Raw genomic sequence first — 19742 nt, forward strand, 5'->3', positions numbered from 1 at the left:
TGGCGCCGATCGGCCTCTTTCCAGGTGATGACCTCGCCCACATATTCGATCACCTTCTCGCCTTGGGCGATGGGCTGCACAGCGAACACGCCCTTGCCATGCACGCCCGAGCGACGGGTTTGAATGCGACGACCCGATGGGGGCAAAAGGGAGGGGTTTTTGGACAAGGTCAAAACTCTGTTAATTTATATACATGCACATGCGTGCGCGCGCGTGCGCGTGCGAGAGGCGCATTGTAGGGTCATGCCATGACCCGCAAAGCCCCAGGCACAAGGCAACACAAGGAAGTAATTTTTCATGAGCAAAACACTGGTCATCGCCGAGAAGCCCTCTGTGGCACAAGACATCGTTCGCGCCTTGACGCCCAGCGCGGGCAAGTTTGAAAAGCACGACGATCATTTCGAGAACGACACCTTTGTGGTCACCAGCGCGGTGGGCCATTTGGTGGAAATCCAAGCGCCCGAAGAGTTTGACGTCAAGCGCGGCAAGTGGAGCTTTGCGCATCTGCCGGTCATCCCGCCTTACTTCGACTTGAAGCCGGTCGACAAAACCAAGTCGCGACTGGCCGCGGTGGTCAAGCAAGCCAAGCGCAAAGATGTTTCCGCCATCATCAACGCCTGTGACGCGGGGCGCGAGGGCGAACTCATCTTCCGTTTGATCGAGCAATACGCTGGCGGCAAAAAGCCCTTGGACAAGCCGGTTCAGCGCCTGTGGCTGCAGTCCATGACGCCGCAAGCCATTCGTGACGGCTTTGGCAGCTTGCGCACCAGCCAACAAATGCAAGGCTTGGCCGACGCGGCCCGCAGCCGCTCCGAGGCCGATTGGCTGGTGGGCATCAATGGCACCCGCGCCTTCACGGCTTTCAATTCGCGCGATGGTGGGTTTTTCTTGACCACCGTGGGTCGGGTGCAAACGCCCACCCTGTCGGTGGTGGTCGAGCGCGAAGAACTGATCAGAAAGTTCATCAGCCGCGACTACTGGGAAATCCACGCCAGCTTTGCCGCCGCCGCTGGGGCTTATGCGGGCAAATGGTTCAACCCCACCCACAAAGCCAACGCCGACGACAAAGAGATCAAAGAAGACCGCGTATGGGCGTTAAGCGAAGCGCAAGCCATTGCCGATGCGGTGCGCCACCAAACCGCCACCGTCACCGAAGAAAGCAAGCCCAGCAGCAAAGGCAGCCCAGGCCTGTTTGACCTGACCACCTTGCAGCGCGAGGCCAATGGCCGCTTTGGCTTCTCGGCCAAAACCACACTGTCGCTCGCGCAAAGCCTGTACGAGCGCCACAAGGCACTGACCTACCCGCGTACCGATTCGCGCCACCTGCCCGAGGACTACCTGCCCACCGTCAAAGACACCATGCAAATGCTGGCGAGCAGCGGCATGGGCCACTTGGCACCGTTTGCCAAAACCGCCATCGCGCAGGGCTACATCAAGCCCAGCAAAAAGGTGTTTGACAACGCCCGTGTCAGCGACCACTTTGCCATCATCCCCACTTTAGAAGCGCCCAGCGGTTTGTCGGATGCCGAGCAAAAGCTCTACGACTTTGTGGTGCGACGCTTCATCGCCGTGTTCTACCCCGCCGCGCAGTTCATGGACACCACCCGCATCAGCCAAGTCGCCGCTGCCGGTAAAACCCACCACTTCAAAACCACTGGCCGCGTGTTGGTCGAGCCGGGCTGGCAAGCCATTTACGGCAAAGAAGTAGACGAGGAAGAAGACAAAGAGTCCGGCAAGATTTTGGTCAAGCTCGCAGCGGGCGAAAAGCCCAAGGTGAATGAGGCCGACCCCAAGGGCTTGAAAACCCGCCCACCCGCACGCTACACCGAGGCAACCTTGTTGGGTGCGATGGAAGGTGCGGGCAAAACCGTGGAAGACGACGAACTGCGCGAAGCCATGCAAGAAAAGGGCTTGGGCACACCTGCCACCCGCTCATCCATCATTGAAGGTTTGCTGAACGAAAAGTACATGCTGCGCGAAGGGCGTGAGCTGATTCCCACCGCCAAAGCGTTTCAGCTGATGACGCTCTTGCGTGGCTTGGGGGTCGAAGAACTCTCACGCGCCGACCTGACGGGTGACTGGGAGTTCAAGCTCTCGCAAATGGAAAAAGGCCAGTTGTCCCGCGAAGACTTCATGAAAGACATCGCCGAGATGACCGGTCGCATGGTGAAGAAGGCCAAGGAATACGACCGCGACACCATCCCCGGCGACTACGCCACCCTCACCACCCCCTGCCCCACCTGTGGCGGCGTGGTGAAAGAAAACTACCGCCGCTACACCTGCGTCGGTAAAGCCGGTGCGGTGGCCAAAACCAACGCCGACGGGGAAATTGAAGGCCCAGGCTGCGGTTTCTCGTTTGGCAAAACACCGGCAGGCCGCACCTTTGAGCCCACCGAGGTGGAGCAGTTTTTGCACGACAAAAAAATCGGCCCCTTGGAAGGTTTCCGCTCCAAAGCGGGTTGGCCTTTTACCGCTGAAATTGCTTTGGTCTTCAACGAGGAAGAAAAAAACTGGAAGCTGGAGTTTGACTTCGGCGACGACAAAAACGCCGAGAGCGGCGAGATTGTCGAGTTTGGCGAGGCCGAGAACCTGGGCGCTTGCCCCAAGTGCGGCTCTGCGGTGCATGAGCATGGCTCTAACTATGTGTGCAGCAAGTCCGTGCCCACCAACGCCCAGCCCACGCCCAGCTGCGACTTCAAAAGCGGGCGCGTCATCTTGCAACAGGTGATCGAGCACGACCAGATCAAAAAGCTGCTCGCCGAGGGCAAAACCGATTTGCTGGAAAAGTTTGTTTCCATGCGCACCCGCAGGGCTTTCAAAGCCTATCTGACCTACGACGCTGAGGCCGGCAAAGTGAGCTTTGCGTTTGAGCCCAGCAAGTACCCGAAAAAAGGCGGCGCACCCACCACCCGCGCCTTGGTCAAAGCCGCGGGCAAAACCATGCCTGGCAAAAAGACCTCTGCGGCGAAGAAAGCTGCAGCTAAGACCGCCAAAGACGCCAAGCCCAAAGCCCCGCGCAAAGCTGCTGCGGGCAAAGCCCCAAGCGCCGCCTTATCCGCAGTGATTGGCCCCGAGGCCGTGGCCCGCACCGAGGTGATGAAAAAGCTATGGGACTACATCAAAGCCAACGGCTTGCAAGACCCCAAAGACAAACGCACCATCCAATGCGACGCGAAACTGAAAACCGTGTTTGGCAAAGATTCAGTGGGGATGTTTGAGTTGGCGGGGTTGATTGGGGTGCACCTGAGTTAAAGCGCGTCATTGCAAGCTGTTGTCATTGCGAGGGGCTTGAGCCCTGAAGCAATCCCCCTCAACGGCGCCTGAGCAGGCTCGGCCTCGCCTCCATGCTTGCACAACGTCGGCTGCGGCCGACCTGCCTCATGCGTCGTTTGTGAGGTTGATGTAGCCGATGCTTCGCCTGAGGCCTCTCGACAGCCCCCAGCTATGAGAATTTCAGACGTATGTTTCCTCCACTGATCAAAGCAGCTACTCGTCCACTTTCAGGGCCAGTTGCTAGATTGAAATTCGGGTCACGCATTTATTCCTTTCTGATTTCCAACAAAGCCCTGTCCCTCTCCAACTCCGCTTGCAACTCTGCCTCGGTGGGCATGACCGCTTGGTATTTGCTGGCAAACAGTTGGGCTTTGTCCGCCAGCAACGAGTACTTGGCGACGGCCGCGTTGCGCTCTGAGCAAAGAATCAGCCCAAGCGTCGGGTTGTCGCCCTCGTTGCGGTGTTGCTCGTCAAACACGCGCAAATGCTTTTGCCGTGCGACAAAGGCAAAGCCTTTGCCCAACTCCAACAAAAAGGTTTGCAACTGGTCCAGCAGGCCTTGCTCCAGGTTCTTTTCGTTCAAGGCTGGCACGGCGGGTGCGCCTAAAAACTCCAACACATAGGGGTCGCGGATGAAGTCGCGCGGGTCGGGGGCTGCGTCTTTAGCCATGTTGTGCGCCGCCTCGTCTTGCAGTTGCGCTTTGACTTTGTCTTGCGAGCTGAGTAAACGCTCGAAATAAAGGGTGGAGATTTGCCGATCCAGCGCCCGCACGCTCCAGCCTTGCTCGTCTTCCACAATCATGCGGCCGATGTGCCAATAGGTCTGCACCATGGCGGCTAGATTGCTTAGGCCTCAGGGCTCGCCATGACATTCACTTGCAACCAAGGGTTAAAACCCAACCGCATACAATCGCCGGTTGCCCGAATCTGGAGAATTTACTGTGTTCATTTCATCTGCCTTCGCCCAATCCGCGCCTGCTGCCACCTCCGGGGGCGACCTCGGCTCATCTCTCATGAGCATGCTGCCTTTGGTTTTGATGTTTGTGGTGCTGTATTTCGTCATGATCCGCCCACAAATGAAACGCCAAAAAGAACTCAAAGCCATGCTCGACGCTTTGGCCAAAGGCGACGAAGTGGTGACATCTGGCGGCATGCTGGGCAAGATCGCCCAACTTGGCGACAACCAAATTAGCTTAGAAGTGGGCAACGGCGTGACCCTGCAACTGCAGCGCTCAGCGGTGGTGCAAGTACTGCCAAAAGGCAGCATCAAATAATTTAACCCTGACGCCTGCGCCATGAACCGTTATGCCCTTTGGAAATACTTGGTCATCCTTGTCGCTTTTTGCGTGGGTGGTTTGTACACCTTGCCCAACTTCTTTGGCGAAGCCCCTGCCGTGCAGGTGTCTCCTGCTCGCGCCAGTGCCAAAGTAGACACAGCCACCTTGGCTAAGGTAGAAGAAGCGCTCAAAGCCGCTTCTCTCACACCTGCCTTGATGAGCCTTGAAAACAACTCGCTCAAAGCGCGGTTCGAAACCACCGAACAGCAACTGCAAGCCAAAGATGCTGTCCAGCAGGCGCTCAACCCTGATGCGGCCAACCCCGCTTATGTGGTGGCGCTGAACTTGATTCCGCGCACCCCAAGTTGGCTCTCCGCTCTGCACGCAGCACCCATGTACTTGGGTCTGGACTTGCGCGGTGGCGTGCACTTTATGCTGCAAGTGGACATGCAAGCGGCTTTGACCAAAAAGCTGGATTCCTTAAGTGGTGATTTGCGCAGCGCTTTGCGCGAAAAAAACCTGCGGCACAACGGCATATCGCGCGAAAAAGCAACAATTCTGATGGGGTTTCGCGAACAAGCCACAGCCGATGCGGCGCAGTCCCTCATGCGCGACCAGTTCCCCGATTTGGTGTCTACCCTCAGCCCGCAAGGCGATGAAATCAAACTCAGCGCCAATTTGAAGCCCGAAGCGGCGCGCAAAGTGCAAGATCAAGCCCTCAAGCAAAACATCACCACCTTGCACAACCGTATCAACGAGTTGGGTGTGGCAGAACCTGTCATTCAGCAACAAGGCTTGGACCGCATCGTGGTGCAGCTGCCAGGCGTGCAAGACACAGCCAAGGCCAAAGACATTTTGGGGCGCACAGCCACACTTGAAATTCGCATGGTCGAAGAAGGCAGCGAGGCTCGACTGGCCGAGGTAGGCAGCGGCCCCGTGCCCTTTGGTGCGGAAAAATACCTGGACCGCAGCGGCCAAGCCGTCATTGTGAAAAAGTTGGTGGTGCTGACGGGCGAAAACCTGACTGACGCCCAACCCGGCTTTGACAACCAAACCCAAGAAGCCGCTGTGCACCTGACTTTGGACGCCAAAGGCGCTCGCATCTTCAAAGAAGTCACGCGCGAAAACGTGGGCAAGCGCATGGCGATTTTGCTGTTTGAAAAGGGCAAGGGCGAAGTCGTCACCTCGCCTGTCATTCGCAGTGAAATTGGTGGTGGTCGGGTACAAATATCAGGGCGCATGACCACCGTGGAAGCCGCTGACACAGCACTGTTGTTGCGGGCAGGCTCGCTGGCCGCACCCATGGAAATCATCGAAGAGCGCACCATTGGTCCAAGCCTTGGTGCAGAAAACATCGCTAAAGGCTTTGACAGCGTGACTTGGGGGTTTGTCGCGGTGACCGCCTTCATGTGCATTTACTACGCCTTGTTTGGCGTGATCTCCAGCGTGGCGTTGGCAGTGAATTTGTTGCTGTTGGTAGCCGTTTTATCCATGTTGCAAGCCACGCTCACCTTGCCAGGCATGGCGGCCATGGCGCTGGTGCTGGGCATGGCGATTGATGCCAACGTGCTGATCAACGAACGTGTGCGTGAAGAGTTGCGCAACGGGGCGGCTCCGCAAACCGCCATTCACACCGGTTACGACCGCGCTTGGTCCACCATCTTGGACTCCAACGTCACCACCTTGATCGCTGGTTTGGCGTTGTTGGCGTTTGGCTCGGGGCCGGTGCGTGGGTTTGCTGTGGTGCATTGCTTAGGCATTCTCACCAGCATGTTCTCGGCGGTGTTTTTCTCACGCGGTTTGGTCAACCTTTGGTATGGCCGCCAAAAGCGTTTGCAAACTGTCTCGATTGGCACCGTGTGGAAGCCTGATGCGGCCACCCAAGACGTGATCGCCAAAGCCAAAGCCGAATAAAGAAAGTCTGACATGGAATTTTTCAAAATCCGCAAAGACATCCCGTTCATGCGCCATGCTTTGGTGTTTAACGCGGTGTCCTTCATCACCTTTTTGGCGGCGGTGTTTTTCCTCTTCAGCCGTGGCCTACATTTGTCGGTGGAGTTCACCGGCGGCACCTTGATGGAGGTGAGTTTTGCGCAGCCTGTGGCCATAGACCCCATGCGCGAGCGCATTGCGGCCTTGGGCATCAACGATGTGCAAGTGCAAAATTTTGGTTCAGCACGGGATGTGCTGATCCGCATGCCTGCCGCCAAAGGCGCCAACTCCGCTGAGCTGAGCAACAAAGTGTTTGGCAGCCTCAAGGAGATGGACGCCAGCGCCGAGTTGCGCCGAACCGAGTTTGTCGGCCCGCAAGTGGGTGACGAGCTGGCCATCGACGGCCTCAAAGCCTTGGCCTGTGTGGTCATTGGCATCATGATTTACTTGGCCATTCGCTTTGAATGGAAATACGCGGTGGCTGGCATCATCGCCAACTTGCACGATGTCATCATCATTTTGGGCTTTTTCGCTTACTTTCAGTGGGAGTTTTCTCTGCCGGTTCTGGCTGCGGTGCTGGCTGTCTTAGGCTATTCAGTGAACGAGTCGGTGGTGATTTTTGACCGGGTACGCGAAAACTTTCGCCGCTACCGCAAGATGAACACGCTCGAAATCATCGACAACGCCATCACCTCCACCATCAGCCGCACCATCATCACCCATGGCTCCACACAACTCATGGTCTTGTCCATGCTGCTGTTTGGCGGCGCCACATTGCACTACTTTGCCTTGGCGCTGACCATTGGCATTTTGTTTGGCATTTATTCTTCGGTGTTTGTGGCCGCTGCGATTGCCATGTGGCTGGGCATACGCCGTGAAGACTTGATCAAAGCGGTGAAAAAAGATGGGCCAGACGAAGACCCTAACGACCCTAACGCGGGTGCGGTGGTTTGACGCGCTAGTGCGCGATTCGCGATTCTTGGTCGTCGCACAACTCATCTAGCACCAAAGCGTCGGGTTCGATGCCAGCACTCCAGTAAACCATCAAGACGATGATTTTCAAGTCGTCTAAGCTAATGGGGTGGGTTGTCACAGCCATTGCGCGGTCCACCACAATCTCGCGCACCTGAGGCGGCAACACACCAGCACCTTCCATGAAGGTGATAAAGCCCAGGCCTGCTGCCCCCAGCTGCTGCTGCTCGGCCATGGAATAAACACGCATGCTGATGGGTGACTGCACATACGCAGTTTCCCAAGCGGCTTTGGGTGCATTGATTTGAATGGTTTCGGCATTGTTGGCAGCGGTGTGTAAACCCGCAAGCCAAGACAGGGCTTGCTCGATTTCGTCGGCGTCAAAGCCGGCGGCACTGAGTTTGCGTCCTAAGAGAGGTAACTCAGGACAGGCCTCGCCGCGCCAGTAGTGTTCGTAAACATAGACAAGAACATCGAACATATGTTCAGAATATACCTTGTTTTTGATGACCCTCCCGAGAGGGTTTTCGGCTGCTTATTTGTATAGCAACTTCAGTCCTTATCTTGGCGGGCTGCTAAGGTGTAAGCGTTGGTAGCTTCCGGCGTTTGTGATGGCCACACAGCCTTGGTCTTGCATCAACTGCAACACTGCAAGTACCTGTGCCACAGGCAGGTTACTGCGCAAGACCAGCACATCCAAACACTGCGCTTCGTCGCCTAAAGCCTGCCACACCGCTTGTGCGTTTTCATCTTGCAAGATGGCTGGTATCGCAGGCTTCAAGGAGTTGACGCTTGGGCTGTCTTGCGCTGGCAACTCTTCATGGATGTCTTGAATACTCTCAACCAATTTGGCACCTTGACGCAACAAGGCATGGCAGCCGCGCGACAAAGCCGAGTGGATGGAGCCAGGAATGGCAAACACCTCTTTGCCTTGGTCTAGCGCAAGTTGCGCAGTGATGAGCGAGCCCGATTGCATCGCCGCTTCCACCACCAACACCCCTTGGCTTAAACCGGCGATCAATCGGTTGCGCAATGGGAAATGGTGCGGCAAAGGCTTGGTGCCTATGGGTTGCTCGCTCAAAACCCATCCACACGCCGCTATGTCTTGCGCCAAGCCAAGGTGTTGACGTGGGTAGACTTGATCTAAACCTGTGCCCACCACTGCGACAGTGGGACAGTGTTTGCCCCCGTCGGCTTGCAAAGCGCCTTGGTGTGCTGCGGCATCTATGCCCATGGCCATGCCTGACACCACAGCGTGCCCACCAACGCAAAGGTTGTAGGCAAAGGCTCTGGCATTCTCTCGCCCTTGGTGTGTGGGATTACGACTGCCCACCACCGCCAATGCAGGCCCCAAGGGCCGGTGCAATTGGCCGCGGGCAAACACCAGCAGCGGCGCATCGTGCAAAGCCAAGAGCCCAGTTGGGTATGCATTGTTGTCCCACGTCCACACCGCATGCGCTATGCCTAGTTCCGCTGAAGCCAGCCAAGCGCTGGTGCGCTGGCAATGCGACTGCCATTCAGGGGGCTCGGTCTGCATGGCCGTGGCAAGCGACACACCCAGCGCTTGTGCCAAAGCCTCAAAGGACTGTGCCCATATGGCGGCCAAGGAGCCGCATTCCCGCCACAACCGGCGTGCGCTTTGAGAGCCCAGGCCTGGTGTGAGCAGCAAGCGCAAAGCCAACGCCCAGTCGCTGGTGGTCAGGTTTTGAGGTGTGTGCGCTTGGGTGTCAATGGCAGGTGGTACGAGATGAGACGAAGACATGGCGATGGCTCCCCTGTGAAAGTCATCAGCATAAAAACCGCCTTCTGTCGTTAGGTGGAGGCGCTGTGCGCTTATTCCTCAGTCGCACTTCACCCCTTGGTCTAAAAAAGCGACAATACAGCCCCATGGCAATACTCACCATTCTTTCCTACCCTGACCCCCGCTTGCACACCGTGGCCAAACCGGTCGCCGTGGTGGACGAGCGCATCCGCACCTTGGCGGCTGACATGATCGAGACCATGTACGAATCCAAAGGCGTGGGACTGGCTGCTACGCAAGTGGATGTGCACGAGCGTGTGGTCGTGATGGATGTCTCCGAAGAGCACAACCAGCCCTTGGTGATGATCAACCCCGAGTTGCTATGGAAAAGCGATGAGCGCATCAAGGGCGAAGAGGGCTGCTTGTCGGTGCCTGGCGTTTTCGACAATGTTGAACGTGCGGCACAAGTCAGGATTCAAGCCTTGGACGCCCAAGGCGAAATGCAAATCTATGAAGCCGATGGTTTGATGGCGGTGTGCATTCAGCACGAGATGGACCACCTCATGGGCAAGGTGTTTGTCGAATACCTGTCATTGCTCAAACGCACCCGCATACGCGGCAAGCTGGTCAAAGCACAACGCGAACTCGAGCGCTAAGCCATGCGCTTGGTCTTTGCCGGCACGCCGGTTTTTGCCCAAACGGCGTTGGCCGCTTTGCATGCTGGCGGACACGACATCGCTTTGGTGCTGACCCAGCCCGACCGCCCAGCCGGACGCGGCATGCAACTGCAAGCCTGCGCCGTCAAACAATATGCGCAGCAACACGGCTTGGCCTTGGCCCAACCCACCAGCTTGCGCTTGGATGGCAAATATCCCGACGAAGCCGCCGCCGCCCAAGCGGCCATCGCTCAGGCCCAAGCCGAGGCCATGGTGGTGGTGGCTTACGGTTTGATCTTGCCAACATGGGCATTGCAAAGCGTGCCCATGGGTTGCTTGAATATCCACGCCTCACTCTTGCCGCGATGGCGCGGGGCTGCGCCCATACAGCGCGCCATTGAAGCGGGTGACAGCGAAAGCGGCGTGTGCATCATGCGCATGGAAGAAGGCTTGGACACTGGCCCCGTGCTGTGGCGCCAAGCCTTGTCCTTGTCAACGGATGAGACCAGCGCCAGCTTGCACGACAAGCTCGCTGCCTTAGGCGCACATGGAATTTTGCAAACCTTGGCGCAACTGCCTAAGTTAAGCGCTGTTGCCCAACCTCATGAGGGCATGACTTACGCCGCCAAGATCGACAAGCAAGAAGCGTTGATCGACTGGTCGCTGCCAGCCACGGTCTTGTCTCGCCGCATCCGTGCTTTCGACCCTTTCCCTGGGGCGCACACCTTGTGCCAAGGGCAATCTTTAAAGATATGGTCTGCCTATGCGCTGGATCTGGCCAGTGGCCAAGCATCTGGCTCGGTGCTGCAAGCCAACGAGCATGGCTTGGATGTAGTCTGCGGCAAGGGCGTGCTGCGGGTGACGCAGCTGCAAAAGCCTGGTGGCAAGCGACTGGTTTTTGCCGAGGTGTTGCGTGGTCAACCCTATTGGCAAGGCGTGGTGCTCGGTCGCTGATGCGTTCACCATGTTTTTAGACCCCGCCAATTTTCGCCACCCCGCCTTTCGCACAGGCATGGCTGACGCATTCAAAGTAGCGCCAGGCATTTGGGCTTGGGGTTTGATGACGGGCGTGTCCATGGTGCAAGCCGGCTTGGGGCCTGCGATGTCTACATGGATGACCTTGCTGGTGTATGGCGGCAGTGCACAGTTGGCGGTGACACCCTTGATGGCTGTTGGTACGCCGGTGTGGGTGCTCTTGGCCACTGCGTTTTGCGTCAACCTGCGTTTTGCCGTATTTAGCTTGCATTTGCGCGGCTACATGATGGCTTGGCCGCGCTGGCAACGCCTCACCATTGGTTACCTGATTGCAGATTTGAACTATGTGCAGTTTGTGCAAAACCACCCCCAACCCGCTACCGATGCGCAAGGCCAACGCGCTGAAATGGCCTACCTGTGCGGCAACTGTTTTTTGACGTGGATGGGCTGGCAAGTCGCCAGCATCTTGGGCATTTTGCTGGCCAGCCAAGTGCCGCTTGCATGGGGTTTAGGCTTTGCCGGCGTGTTGGCCTTGGTGGGCATCCTTTGCTCGCTGGCGAGATCGCGCATGCGCACCGTTTCCTTGGTCATCTCTGGCGCGGCGGCTGTTGCTGCTTATGCACTGCCCTTGCGCTTGAACATCTTGGTGGCCATCGCTGCAGCGGTGGCGATGTGTTTATTGATTGAAAAAACCGCTGGCATGGATAAGGCGAACACATGATCGATGTGTTTGAACTTCTCACCTTGCTGGGCTTGGCCGCCATGACGGTGCTCACGCGCTGCTTTTTCTTTATCTTGAACCGCGAGTTGCCTTTTCCTGCATGGGCGCAACGCGGCTTGCAATATGCCCCCATTGCTGCGCTGGCGGCGGTGGTGGTACCCGAAGTGTTGGTCAGTCAAGGGTTGTTGATCAGCACATGGCTGGATGCGCGGCTCATGGGTGCGGCAGCTGGCGTGGCTTATTACGCTTACCGTCGAGGTCAAGGCCAAGCGGTGCTGGGCACCATTGTGGTGGGTATGGCAGTGTTTTTGCCGCTGCACATTGGGTTGGGGTGGTAAGTCCTAAAATACCGCCCACATAACACACCAAAGAGACAAGCCCATGAACATCATCCGCTTCGCCGACCTGTGCGCCCAAGGAAAAGCCCAAGGGCAACGCGTCTTTATCCGTGCCGACCTCAACGTCCCTTTTGACGACCACGGCCACATCAGCGAAGACACCCGCATCCGCGCGTCTGTCCCTTGCATCCAGATGGCGCTGGCCGCAGGTGCGGCGGTGATGGTCACCTCGCATTTGGGCCGCCCCACCGAGGGCGAGTTCAAGCCCGAAGACTCTTTGGCACCTGTGGCCAAGCGCTTGGGCGAACTGCTGGGCCGTGAGGTGCCGGTGGTGGCCAACTGGGTGGGCGGCGTGCAAGTGGCCGCCGGCCAAGTGGTGATGCTGGAGAACTGCCGCGTCAACAAAGGCGAGAAGAAGAACAGCGAAGAATTGGCGCGCCAAATGGCCGCCCTGTGCGACATCTATGTCAATGACGCGTTTGGCACCGCGCATCGCGCAGAGGGCACCACCTACGGCATCGCGCAGTTCGCGCCCATCGCCTGTGCGGGGCCTTTGTTGTCCGCCGAAATCGACGCGATCACCCAAGCTTTGGCCAACCCCAAGCGGCCACTCGCCGCCATCGTGGCGGGCAGCAAGGTCAGCACCAAGCTGACCATTTTGCAAGCGCTGGCCAACAACGTCGACCAACTGATCGTGGGTGGCGGTATTGCCAACACCTTCATGTTGGCGGCGGGTTTGAAGATTGGCAAATCTTTGGCTGAACCCGATTTGGTGGGCGAGGCCAAGGCGGTGATCGCGGCCATGAAAGCACGGGGCGAAAAATTAGGCGACGCCCGCATCGCGGTGCCCATTCCCACCGATGTGGTCTGCGCCAAAAGCTTTGGCGCGAATGCGCCCGCCACGGTGAAACAAGCCCACGAAGTGGCCGATGACGACTTGATTTTGGACATCGGCCCCGAGACCGCACAACGCTTGGCCACGCAACTCAAAGCGGCGGGTACGATTGTGTGGAACGGCCCCATGGGCGTGTTCGAGTTTGACGCGTTCGAGAACGGCACCAAGGTGGTGGCGCACGCCATTGCAGAATCTGCCGCCTTCAGCATCGCCGGTGGCGGCGACACCTTGGCCGCCATTGCCAAGTACGGCATTGAGTCCAAGATTGGCTACATCTCTACCGGTGGCGGCGCTTTCTTGGAAGTGCTGGAAGGCAAAACCTTGCCCGCGTTTGAGATTTTGATGAAGCGCGCGGCTTAAGGGGCGAACTGCTTTTTGCAGCGGTTAACAATATAAAACTTAAAAAACAATTTGTCTTGACCGAATTTTTCGGTGGCAAAGTCCAACAAATTCTCAATCACCCATGTTTTGATTTGGGTGTCTGACGTTGCATCTTGTGCGCTGAAAGAGCGGCTTTGGCGTCGCTCTTGCTCTTGGGTCAACGCGGTTTGCTTGAAGGCCTCGTGGCGAGGTTTGAGCTTTTCCAAACGCTCGGCTTGCTCCGCTGGGTTGTTGCGGCTCTCGTACATCAGCAGTTTGATAGCGTCGCTGTAGACCTCGGTTTGCTCGGCATAGCTGTTGGCCACCTCGGCGCACACGGTAACCACCGAGCGGGTAGGGGTCTCTTGCGCCCAAATTGGCACGTAAAGGCTGAGCAAACCTGCGCACAACCATGCAAAACGCCTTGCGAAAAACATCAGGCAGGGATCATCAAAGGCTGGCTGGTGGCGCGCCCTTTGTAGTCAGTCCAGCATTGGCGGGTGAAGTCATAGAGCTTGCAATCACGGGCGGTTTGGAAATACCAACGCCATGAGAAAGGCTGCACGATGATGCGTCCTGGCAGCAAAGTTTCCAACTTGGCTTGGGCTTGCTTGAGGTGGTAGAGCGGGATGCTCATGTCCACATGGTGGGCGGTGTGCTCCATGATGTGGTGCATCAAAGCGCCAATTTTCAAGGGGAAGGTCAAGTGCACGGTGGTGGACACAAAAGGCTGTGCCTTGGCCCATGCACTGCGGTCATCGTGCCAAGAAACTTTGACATGGGTGTGGTGCACATAAACCACAAAGCCGATCATGGCGCACCAGAACAAAAACGGCACGACCACGCTGCACAACAAAATGAGCGCCACAGACTGCTGGGTTGCGATGGCCGCCGCTACCAAGCCAGCCACCCAAACCAAGGCGAAGGCGCTGATGAGCAAGCTGTCCTTGACGAATATAGGGCGACGGGTAGGCATTTCTTTGGTGGTGGGGAAAACCATTTTTTTCCACCAAATTTCGATCATGTAGTAAAGACCTGGGGCCCAGCCGCTGCGATAAGCGCGGTCAAGCAAGCGACCCATCCATGAAAGTTTGGCAAACTCTTCTCTGGTCAAAGGCGCCCAAACAAAATCGAATCCTTTAAGGTTGGTATAGCCGTGGTGCACCACATTGTGACCAATATCCCACAAACTAAAGGTGGTGAGCGATGGCAAAAAGGCAATTCGGCCCACCCATTTGTTCAAACCGCGGTGCGGTGTAAGGCTTTGGTGGCAGGCATCGTGACCAATGATGAACAAACGCCCGATAGTGAAACCCATGGCAACGCCACACAGCAACTTGGCCCACAAGGCCTCGAAATACACAGTGCCGGCCAAAAATGTGCCCCAAACCGCAAAATCAAGAAGCAGCAGTAGCAAGGCGCGGGCAGTCACGCGGTTGGACAAGGGAATCAGCCACTCGCGGATTACCTTGCGGTGGGGCATGGGCTCACTGAGAGGAATGGGTTGTTCATGGGTCTTCATAGGGTGCCAATTGTACCGACTCACCCTTAGCGTCAACTTACCCCTACCACCGCATGGGCAAACGCCGACAAACTCTGTAAATCTTGTCGGGTTCACGCACCACATAGCCCCCCTGCACCAGCTCTTTCATGATGCGGCTGACCATTTCCCGACTGCAGCCAATGTGCTGTGCCATTTGCGCATGTGTCATGGGGGCTGGCGCTGGGTCCATGCTTTGCAAAGGTATTTGCTGGCGTTGAAGCAAGGCGCTTAGGCGACTGTAGGCGTCAGAAAACAAGGCCAAACAGGTGGTTTGGGTGGCCAAACGCAAACGCTGCAAAGCCCGCTGCAGCAAAGCGATGGCCAAATGGGGATCGTGCTGCAGCAGCACCCGCACACTTTCGGCGCTGACCACGGCACAGACCGCAGGGCCCAAGGTGATGACGCTTGCGCAATGCTGCCCCCCCTCCAAGGCCTGTAAACCCAGCACATCGCCGCGACCAGCCATGGCTAAGGTGATTTCGCGCGGCTTGCTGTCTTGAGACATGGCAAATTCGCGTAAGTTGCCATGAAGCACCACATACAGCTGTGATCCCACATCCCCTTCTTGGATCAGCAAGGTGTTTTTTCGGTAATGCCGCACCTGCCCTTGCCGGGCCAGCGTACGCAAATAGTCGGGTGCCAGAGCGTCCAAAAGGGCAGTCGGAGGTGTTGAGAAAGAGTTCATGGCGTCAATGTAGGGCTGGGCTTGAGTCTGCGGTTTGCGCCAGACTTTCGATTTTTGTATGCGCCACTTGCCTCAAAGCTTGCGCAGTTGCATGCAGCCAGGCCTTCACAGTTGTCATCTGAGCGTGGGAGAATGCTTTGCGAATCAACCGAGATCTTTATGCCCAAACATGCTACAAAAATTGTCGCCACCCTCGGCCCCGCCTCCAGCGACCCCGCTTTGCTTGAAAACATGATCCGAGCAGGCGTGAATGTGGTGCGCTTGAACTTCAGCCACGGCGTAGCGCAAGACCACATAGACCGCGCAAAGCTGGTGCGCGAGGCAGCGCAGCGTGCAGGCAGGGTGGTGGCCATCATGGCCGATTTGCAAGGCCCCAAGATCCGCGTTGGAAAGTTCGCCCAAGGCAAGGTGATGTTGGAGGCTGGCACCAAGTTTGTGCTTGATGCCTCGCGCACCGAGCTTGGTGACTTACAAGGGGTTGGACTGGACTACAAAGAGCTGCCACGAGATGTCAAAGCAGGCGACTTGCTGCTGCTCAACGATGGCTTGATTGTGCTCACGGTAGACGCGGTCAAGGGCGAGCAAGTGCACACCACGGTGAAGATGGGCGGCGAACTGTCCAACAACAAAGGCATCAACAAACAAGGCGGGGGCTTGACCGCGCCAGCGCTCACCGCCAAGGACATGGAAGACATCAAAACCGCTATGGCTTTTCAAGCCGACTATGTGGCGGTGAGCTTTCCCAAAAGCGCGACAGACATGGAAATGGCGCGCCAGTTGTGCAATGTAGCTGCCGAGCCTTTCAAGCATAAACCTGGGCTGATTGCCAAGATTGAACGCTTTGAAGCCATTCCGCATTTGGAAGAAATTTTGGCCGCCAGCGACGGCATCATGGTTGCTCGCGGCGATTTAGCCGTTGAGGTGGGTAACGCCGCGGTGCCAGCGCTGCAAAAACGCATGATCAAAATGGCGAGGGAAATGGACAAGGTGGCCATCACCGCCACCCAAATGATGGAAAGCATGATCACCAACCCCGTGCCCACCCGTGCCGAGGTGAGCGATGTGGCCAACGCGGTGCTTGACGGTACCGATGCCGTCATGCTGAGTGCCGAAACGGCAGTGGGCAAATACCCGCTTGAAACGGTACAGCAAATGGCGCAAATTTGCTTGGCCGCTGAGGAGGCTGAAGTAACCGTTCTCGACAACGATTTCACTGGCAAAACCTTTGCCTTCATCGACCAGACCATTGCCATGGGTGCGCTTTTTACAGCCCATCACCTCGGCGCCAAAGCCATCGTGGCACTCACCGAGTCGGGCTCCACCCCTCTTTGGATGAGCCGGCACCATATTCGTATTCCCATCTACGCTTTGACCACCAAAGTCACCACCCAAAGGCGCATGGCCCTTTACCGTAATGTGCGGGCTTTGTTGTTGGACACCAGCACCGACCGCGACACCGCGCTGGTGCAAGCCGAAACGCACTTGAAAGAGCGAGGCATTGTGGGTGTGGGTGACGTGTACGCCATCACATGCGGCGAACCGATGGGCTCGCCAGGTGGGACCAATATGCTGAAAATTTGCCGCGTTGCTTAAAGCCCGTTCTGCTGCTGGGCGGTACTTTTAAAATTCTTCTTTTTTATCTTGATAAGGAACAGCCATGGCCTTGGTTTCTATGCGCGAACTGCTCGACCACGCAGCCGAGCATCAATACGGTATCCCCGCTTTCAATGTGAACAACTTAGAGCAGGTGCAAGCCGTGATGTCGGCCGCCGATGAGGTGGGTGCGCCGGTCATCTTGCAAGCCAGTGCTGGAGCGCGTAAATATGCAGGCGAGTCCTTCATCAAACATTTGATTCAAGCAGCGGTGGAAGCTTATCCCCATGTGCCTTTGGTGATGCACCAAGACCATGGCCAAAGCCCTGCGGTGTGCCAAGGCGCTATTGGTTTAGGTTTCAGTTCGGTGATGATGGACGGCAGCTTGGAAGCGGACGGCAAAACCATTGCCAGTTTTGACTACAACGTGAAAGTCACCCGCGAAGTGGTGGACATGGCGCACAAACTGGGCATCACGGTCGAGGGTGAGCTGGGTTGCTTGGGATCTTTGGAGACCATGAAGGGCGACAAAGAAGACGGACACGGCACCGACGCCACCATGACGCGGGAGCAGTTGCTCACCGACCCCGAAGAGGCAGCGCAGTTTGTCCAAGCAACACAATTGGATGCCTTGGCAATTGCCATTGGCACCAGTCACGGTGCTTACAAATTCACCCGCGAACCCACGGGCGACATTCTGGCGATTGAGCGCATCAAGGCCATCAACCAACGCATTCCCAATACGCATTTGGTGATGCATGGTTCCAGCAGCGTGCCGCAAAACCTGCTGGCCACCATCAACCAATTTGGCGGCAAGATGAAACAAACCTTTGGCGTGCCCGTCGCTGAAATTCAAAAAGCTATTCAGTTTGGTGTGCGCAAAATCAATATCGACACCGACATCCGCTTGGCGATGACCGCAGCAGTGCGCAAATTTTTGGCAGAAAACCCCGACAAATTTGATGCCCGCGAATGGCTCAAACCCGCACGTGAAGCTGCCAAACTGATTTGTAAACAGCGCTACATCGAGTTTGGTTGTGAAGGCCAGGGCGCAAAAATCAAAAACACCCCTTTGCAAATGATGGCTGCTAAATATGGCCAAGGTTTGTTGGCACAGGTAGTGAACTGATCACACACCAAAGGTGTTGCATACACAAAAAATGTGTATAAAATTGGGGCTCCTACCTTAGGAGCCGCGCATGGAAACCCGCACCAACATTGTTTTAGACGACGCCTTGGTCAACCAGGTCATGGCGCGTGCTGGCGTGAAAACCAAAAAAGCCGCCATCGAGGCCGCCCTCAAAGCCTATATCCGCAAGCCCGACTACAGCGCCATCATGGCTTTGCGCGGCACGGGTGTGCTGGCCGACACCTACGACGCCAATGAGGCTTTTTCCGCAATACCCAAGCGCAAAGTTGCCAAAGCGTGAGTTCACCTGTGTTGGTCGACACCTCGGCCTGGGTGGAGTTTCTGCGCGCCACCGGCTCCAAGCACGACCAAGCGCTGGGTCGCGCTTTGCAGTCTGAGGACGGCGTGCTGATGCCCGCCGTGGTGCTGCAAGAATTGCTGCAAGGCGCACGATCGCCCCAACACTACCTGGCCTTGCAAAGCGCCTTGGAAACCGTCGAGCTGTATGAGCCCCACGATTGGGGCCATCTGCACGCCCAAGCGGGATTGCTGTATGCCCGCTGCCGCTGGCAAGGACTGACAATGCGAAACCCCATCGATTGCTTGGTGGCCGCGTGTGCCTTGGAGGCCGAACTGCCCCTGTTGGCGCGTGACGCTGACTTTGTGCACTTGCAACGCGTGGCGCCGCAACTCCAATTGATGTGACTGTTTTTACAACCCAAAGTATTTCCCCATGAACCCCACTTTGCACACCCACACCCTTGGCTCACTCCCGTTGCTGGCGCGCGGCAAGGTACGCGACAACTACGCCGTGGGCGACGACCGCATCTTGATGGTGGCGTCCGACCGCATCAGCGCGTTTGACGTGGTGATGGGCGAGCCCATCCCCGGCAAGGGCGCTCTGCTCACGCAAATGGCGCTGTTTTGGTTTGACAAGCTGGGCCATATTTGCCCCAATCATTTGACGGGTGACGCCCCCGAGAGCGTGGTGTCTGACGCAGAAAAACCCTATGTGGTGCAACGCTCGATGCTGGTACGGCGCTTGAAACCCATTCCGGTCGAAGCGGTGGTGCGCGGCTATTTGGCCGGCAGCGGTTGGAAAGAATACCAAGACAGCCAGTCGGTGTGCGGCGTGCCACTGCCAGTGGGTTTGAAAAACGCATCGCGCTTGCCCGAGCCCATCTTCACGCCCGCGGCCAAGGCCGAGGTGGGTGAACACGACGAAAACATTTCTTTCGAGCAAACCGTAGAGATGATTGGCGCGGACTTGGCCGAGCGCATCCGCAGCATCAGCATCGCTTTGTATGAAGCGGCTTACGACATCGCCGCGGCCAAAGGCATCCTCATTGCCGACACCAAGTTCGAGTTTGGCTTGAGCCCCGAGGGCACGCTGGTGCTGATGGACGAGGTGCTGACGCCCGACTCGTCGCGCTACTGGCCGGCAGATGCCTACCGCGAAGGCGCCAACCCACCGAGCTTTGACAAACAGTATTTGCGCGACTGGCTGGACGCTGCGCAACTGAACGGCGCACCTTGGAACAAAACCGCGCCAGCGCCGGTGCTGCCCTCAGAGGTGATTTCGCTCACGGCAGATAAATACCAAGAGGCGTGGGCAAGGTTGAGGGGTTGAACCGACAGCGCCTTCATGTGTA

General features: G+C 57.1%; 21 protein-coding genes. 14 read left to right on the top strand and 7 right to left on the bottom strand.

What is annotated here, in order from left to right; all coding sequences use genetic code 11:
• A partial coding sequence (locus AC9UEO_RS05050; protein ID WP_509530942.1) for an SET domain-containing protein-lysine N-methyltransferase occupies positions 1 to 167 on the bottom strand: 167 nt, incomplete at its 3' end.
• A gap of 130 nt (positions 168 to 297) precedes the next feature.
• On the opposite strand from AC9UEO_RS05050, the gene AC9UEO_RS05055 reads away from it, so the two are divergent.
• Positions 298 to 3252: a DNA topoisomerase III gene (locus tag AC9UEO_RS05055; protein WP_509530658.1), complete on the top strand. Its 2955-nt coding sequence runs from the start codon at positions 298 to 300 to the stop codon at positions 3250 to 3252.
• 286 nt (positions 3253 to 3538) lie between these two features.
• Here AC9UEO_RS05055 and AC9UEO_RS05060 read toward each other — a convergent pair whose 3' ends face one another.
• Entirely contained in the window at positions 3539 to 4105 is a 567-nt protein-coding gene (locus tag AC9UEO_RS05060; RefSeq protein ID WP_509530660.1) for a PDDEXK nuclease domain-containing protein, read from the bottom strand.
• A gap of 109 nt (positions 4106 to 4214) precedes the next feature.
• Between AC9UEO_RS05060 and yajC the strand changes: the two genes are divergently transcribed.
• The 3 genes from yajC to secF are packed head-to-tail and all read left to right on the top strand — an operon-like array spanning position 4215 to position 7436.
• Positions 4215 to 4547 carry a preprotein translocase subunit YajC gene (gene yajC / locus AC9UEO_RS05065; protein WP_509530662.1) on the top strand — a complete coding sequence of 111 codons (333 nt, stop codon included), beginning with the start codon at positions 4215 to 4217 and terminating at the stop codon, positions 4545 to 4547.
• A 21-nt stretch (positions 4548 to 4568) separates the two neighbouring features.
• A complete protein-coding gene (gene secD, locus AC9UEO_RS05070; RefSeq protein ID WP_509530664.1) occupies positions 4569 to 6464 on the top strand; it encodes a protein translocase subunit SecD in 1896 nt (631 codons plus the stop codon).
• 12 nt (positions 6465 to 6476) lie between these two features.
• Positions 6477 to 7436: a protein translocase subunit SecF gene (gene secF / locus AC9UEO_RS05075; RefSeq protein WP_509530666.1), complete on the top strand. Its 960-nt coding sequence runs from the start codon at positions 6477 to 6479 to the stop codon at positions 7434 to 7436.
• 4 nt (positions 7437 to 7440) lie between these two features.
• Here the strand turns inward: secF and AC9UEO_RS05080 are convergent, their stop codons facing one another.
• Positions 7441 to 7935, bottom strand: coding sequence for a Smg family protein (locus tag AC9UEO_RS05080; RefSeq protein ID WP_509530668.1), 495 nt, complete (start codon positions 7933 to 7935; stop codon positions 7441 to 7443).
• 78 nt (positions 7936 to 8013) lie between these two features.
• Positions 8014 to 9216, bottom strand: coding sequence for a DNA-processing protein DprA (gene dprA / locus AC9UEO_RS05085; RefSeq protein WP_509530670.1), 1203 nt, complete (start codon positions 9214 to 9216; stop codon positions 8014 to 8016).
• 125 nt (positions 9217 to 9341) lie between these two features.
• Between dprA and def the strand changes: the two genes are divergently transcribed.
• Genes def through AC9UEO_RS05110 form a run of 5 tightly spaced genes read left to right on the top strand, consistent with a single transcriptional unit; the run spans position 9342 to position 13140 of the window.
• Complete coding sequence (def, locus tag AC9UEO_RS05090; RefSeq protein ID WP_509530672.1) at positions 9342 to 9851, top strand: peptide deformylase; 510 nt, start codon at positions 9342 to 9344, stop codon at positions 9849 to 9851.
• Positions 9852 to 9854: 3 nt separating this feature from the next.
• Positions 9855 to 10805, top strand: a complete 951-nt coding sequence (gene fmt, locus AC9UEO_RS05095; RefSeq protein WP_509530674.1) for a methionyl-tRNA formyltransferase — start codon at positions 9855 to 9857, stop codon at positions 10803 to 10805.
• Positions 10806 to 10815: 10 nt separating this feature from the next.
• The gene (locus AC9UEO_RS05100) at positions 10816 to 11547 is read left to right on the top strand and encodes an AzlC family ABC transporter permease (protein WP_509530944.1); all 732 of its coding nucleotides are present in this window, start codon (positions 10816 to 10818) and stop codon (positions 11545 to 11547) included.
• Complete coding sequence (locus tag AC9UEO_RS05105) at positions 11544 to 11885, top strand: AzlD domain-containing protein (protein ID WP_509530676.1); 342 nt, start codon at positions 11544 to 11546, stop codon at positions 11883 to 11885. The genes AC9UEO_RS05100 and AC9UEO_RS05105 overlap by 4 nt, the downstream gene beginning before the upstream one ends.
• Before the next feature lie 43 nt (positions 11886 to 11928).
• A complete protein-coding gene (locus AC9UEO_RS05110; RefSeq protein WP_509530678.1) occupies positions 11929 to 13140 on the top strand; it encodes a phosphoglycerate kinase in 1212 nt (403 codons plus the stop codon).
• Here AC9UEO_RS05110 and AC9UEO_RS05115 read toward each other — a convergent pair.
• Genes AC9UEO_RS05115 through AC9UEO_RS05125 form a run of 3 tightly spaced genes read right to left on the bottom strand, consistent with a single transcriptional unit; the run spans position 13137 to position 15368 of the window.
• Positions 13137 to 13577: a hypothetical protein gene (locus AC9UEO_RS05115; RefSeq protein ID WP_509530680.1), complete on the bottom strand. Its 441-nt coding sequence runs from the start codon at positions 13575 to 13577 to the stop codon at positions 13137 to 13139. The two genes, AC9UEO_RS05110 and AC9UEO_RS05115, sit on opposite strands and share 4 nt — an antisense overlap.
• Positions 13577 to 14662: a fatty acid desaturase gene (locus tag AC9UEO_RS05120; protein WP_509530682.1), complete on the bottom strand. Its 1086-nt coding sequence runs from the start codon at positions 14660 to 14662 to the stop codon at positions 13577 to 13579. The genes AC9UEO_RS05115 and AC9UEO_RS05120 overlap by 1 nt, the downstream gene beginning before the upstream one ends.
• A gap of 43 nt (positions 14663 to 14705) precedes the next feature.
• The gene (locus AC9UEO_RS05125) at positions 14706 to 15368 is read right to left on the bottom strand and encodes a Crp/Fnr family transcriptional regulator (RefSeq protein ID WP_509530684.1); all 663 of its coding nucleotides are present in this window, start codon (positions 15366 to 15368) and stop codon (positions 14706 to 14708) included.
• Between the two features lie 159 nt (positions 15369 to 15527).
• On the opposite strand from AC9UEO_RS05125, the gene pyk reads away from it, so the two are divergent.
• The 5 genes from pyk (at position 15528) to AC9UEO_RS05150 (ending at position 19720) form a co-directional block, all read left to right on the top strand.
• Positions 15528 to 16961 carry a pyruvate kinase gene (gene pyk / locus AC9UEO_RS05130; RefSeq protein ID WP_509530686.1) on the top strand — a complete coding sequence of 478 codons (1434 nt, stop codon included), beginning with the start codon at positions 15528 to 15530 and terminating at the stop codon, positions 16959 to 16961.
• Between the two features lie 64 nt (positions 16962 to 17025).
• Positions 17026 to 18090, top strand: coding sequence for a class II fructose-bisphosphate aldolase (fba, locus tag AC9UEO_RS05135; RefSeq protein ID WP_509530688.1), 1065 nt, complete (start codon positions 17026 to 17028; stop codon positions 18088 to 18090).
• A gap of 70 nt (positions 18091 to 18160) precedes the next feature.
• Complete coding sequence (locus AC9UEO_RS05140) at positions 18161 to 18391, top strand: type II toxin-antitoxin system VapB family antitoxin (RefSeq protein ID WP_509530690.1); 231 nt, start codon at positions 18161 to 18163, stop codon at positions 18389 to 18391.
• Positions 18388 to 18795: a type II toxin-antitoxin system VapC family toxin gene (gene vapC, locus AC9UEO_RS05145; RefSeq protein WP_509530692.1), complete on the top strand. Its 408-nt coding sequence runs from the start codon at positions 18388 to 18390 to the stop codon at positions 18793 to 18795. Before AC9UEO_RS05140 ends, vapC begins: the two co-directional genes overlap by 4 nt.
• Before the next feature lie 28 nt (positions 18796 to 18823).
• A complete protein-coding gene (locus AC9UEO_RS05150; protein ID WP_509530693.1) occupies positions 18824 to 19720 on the top strand; it encodes a phosphoribosylaminoimidazolesuccinocarboxamide synthase in 897 nt (298 codons plus the stop codon).
• Positions 19721 to 19742 lie beyond the last annotated feature (22 nt).

The organism is Limnohabitans sp. (assembly GCF_040401495.1).
GTDB lineage: Bacteria > Pseudomonadota > Gammaproteobacteria > Burkholderiales > Burkholderiaceae_C > Limnohabitans.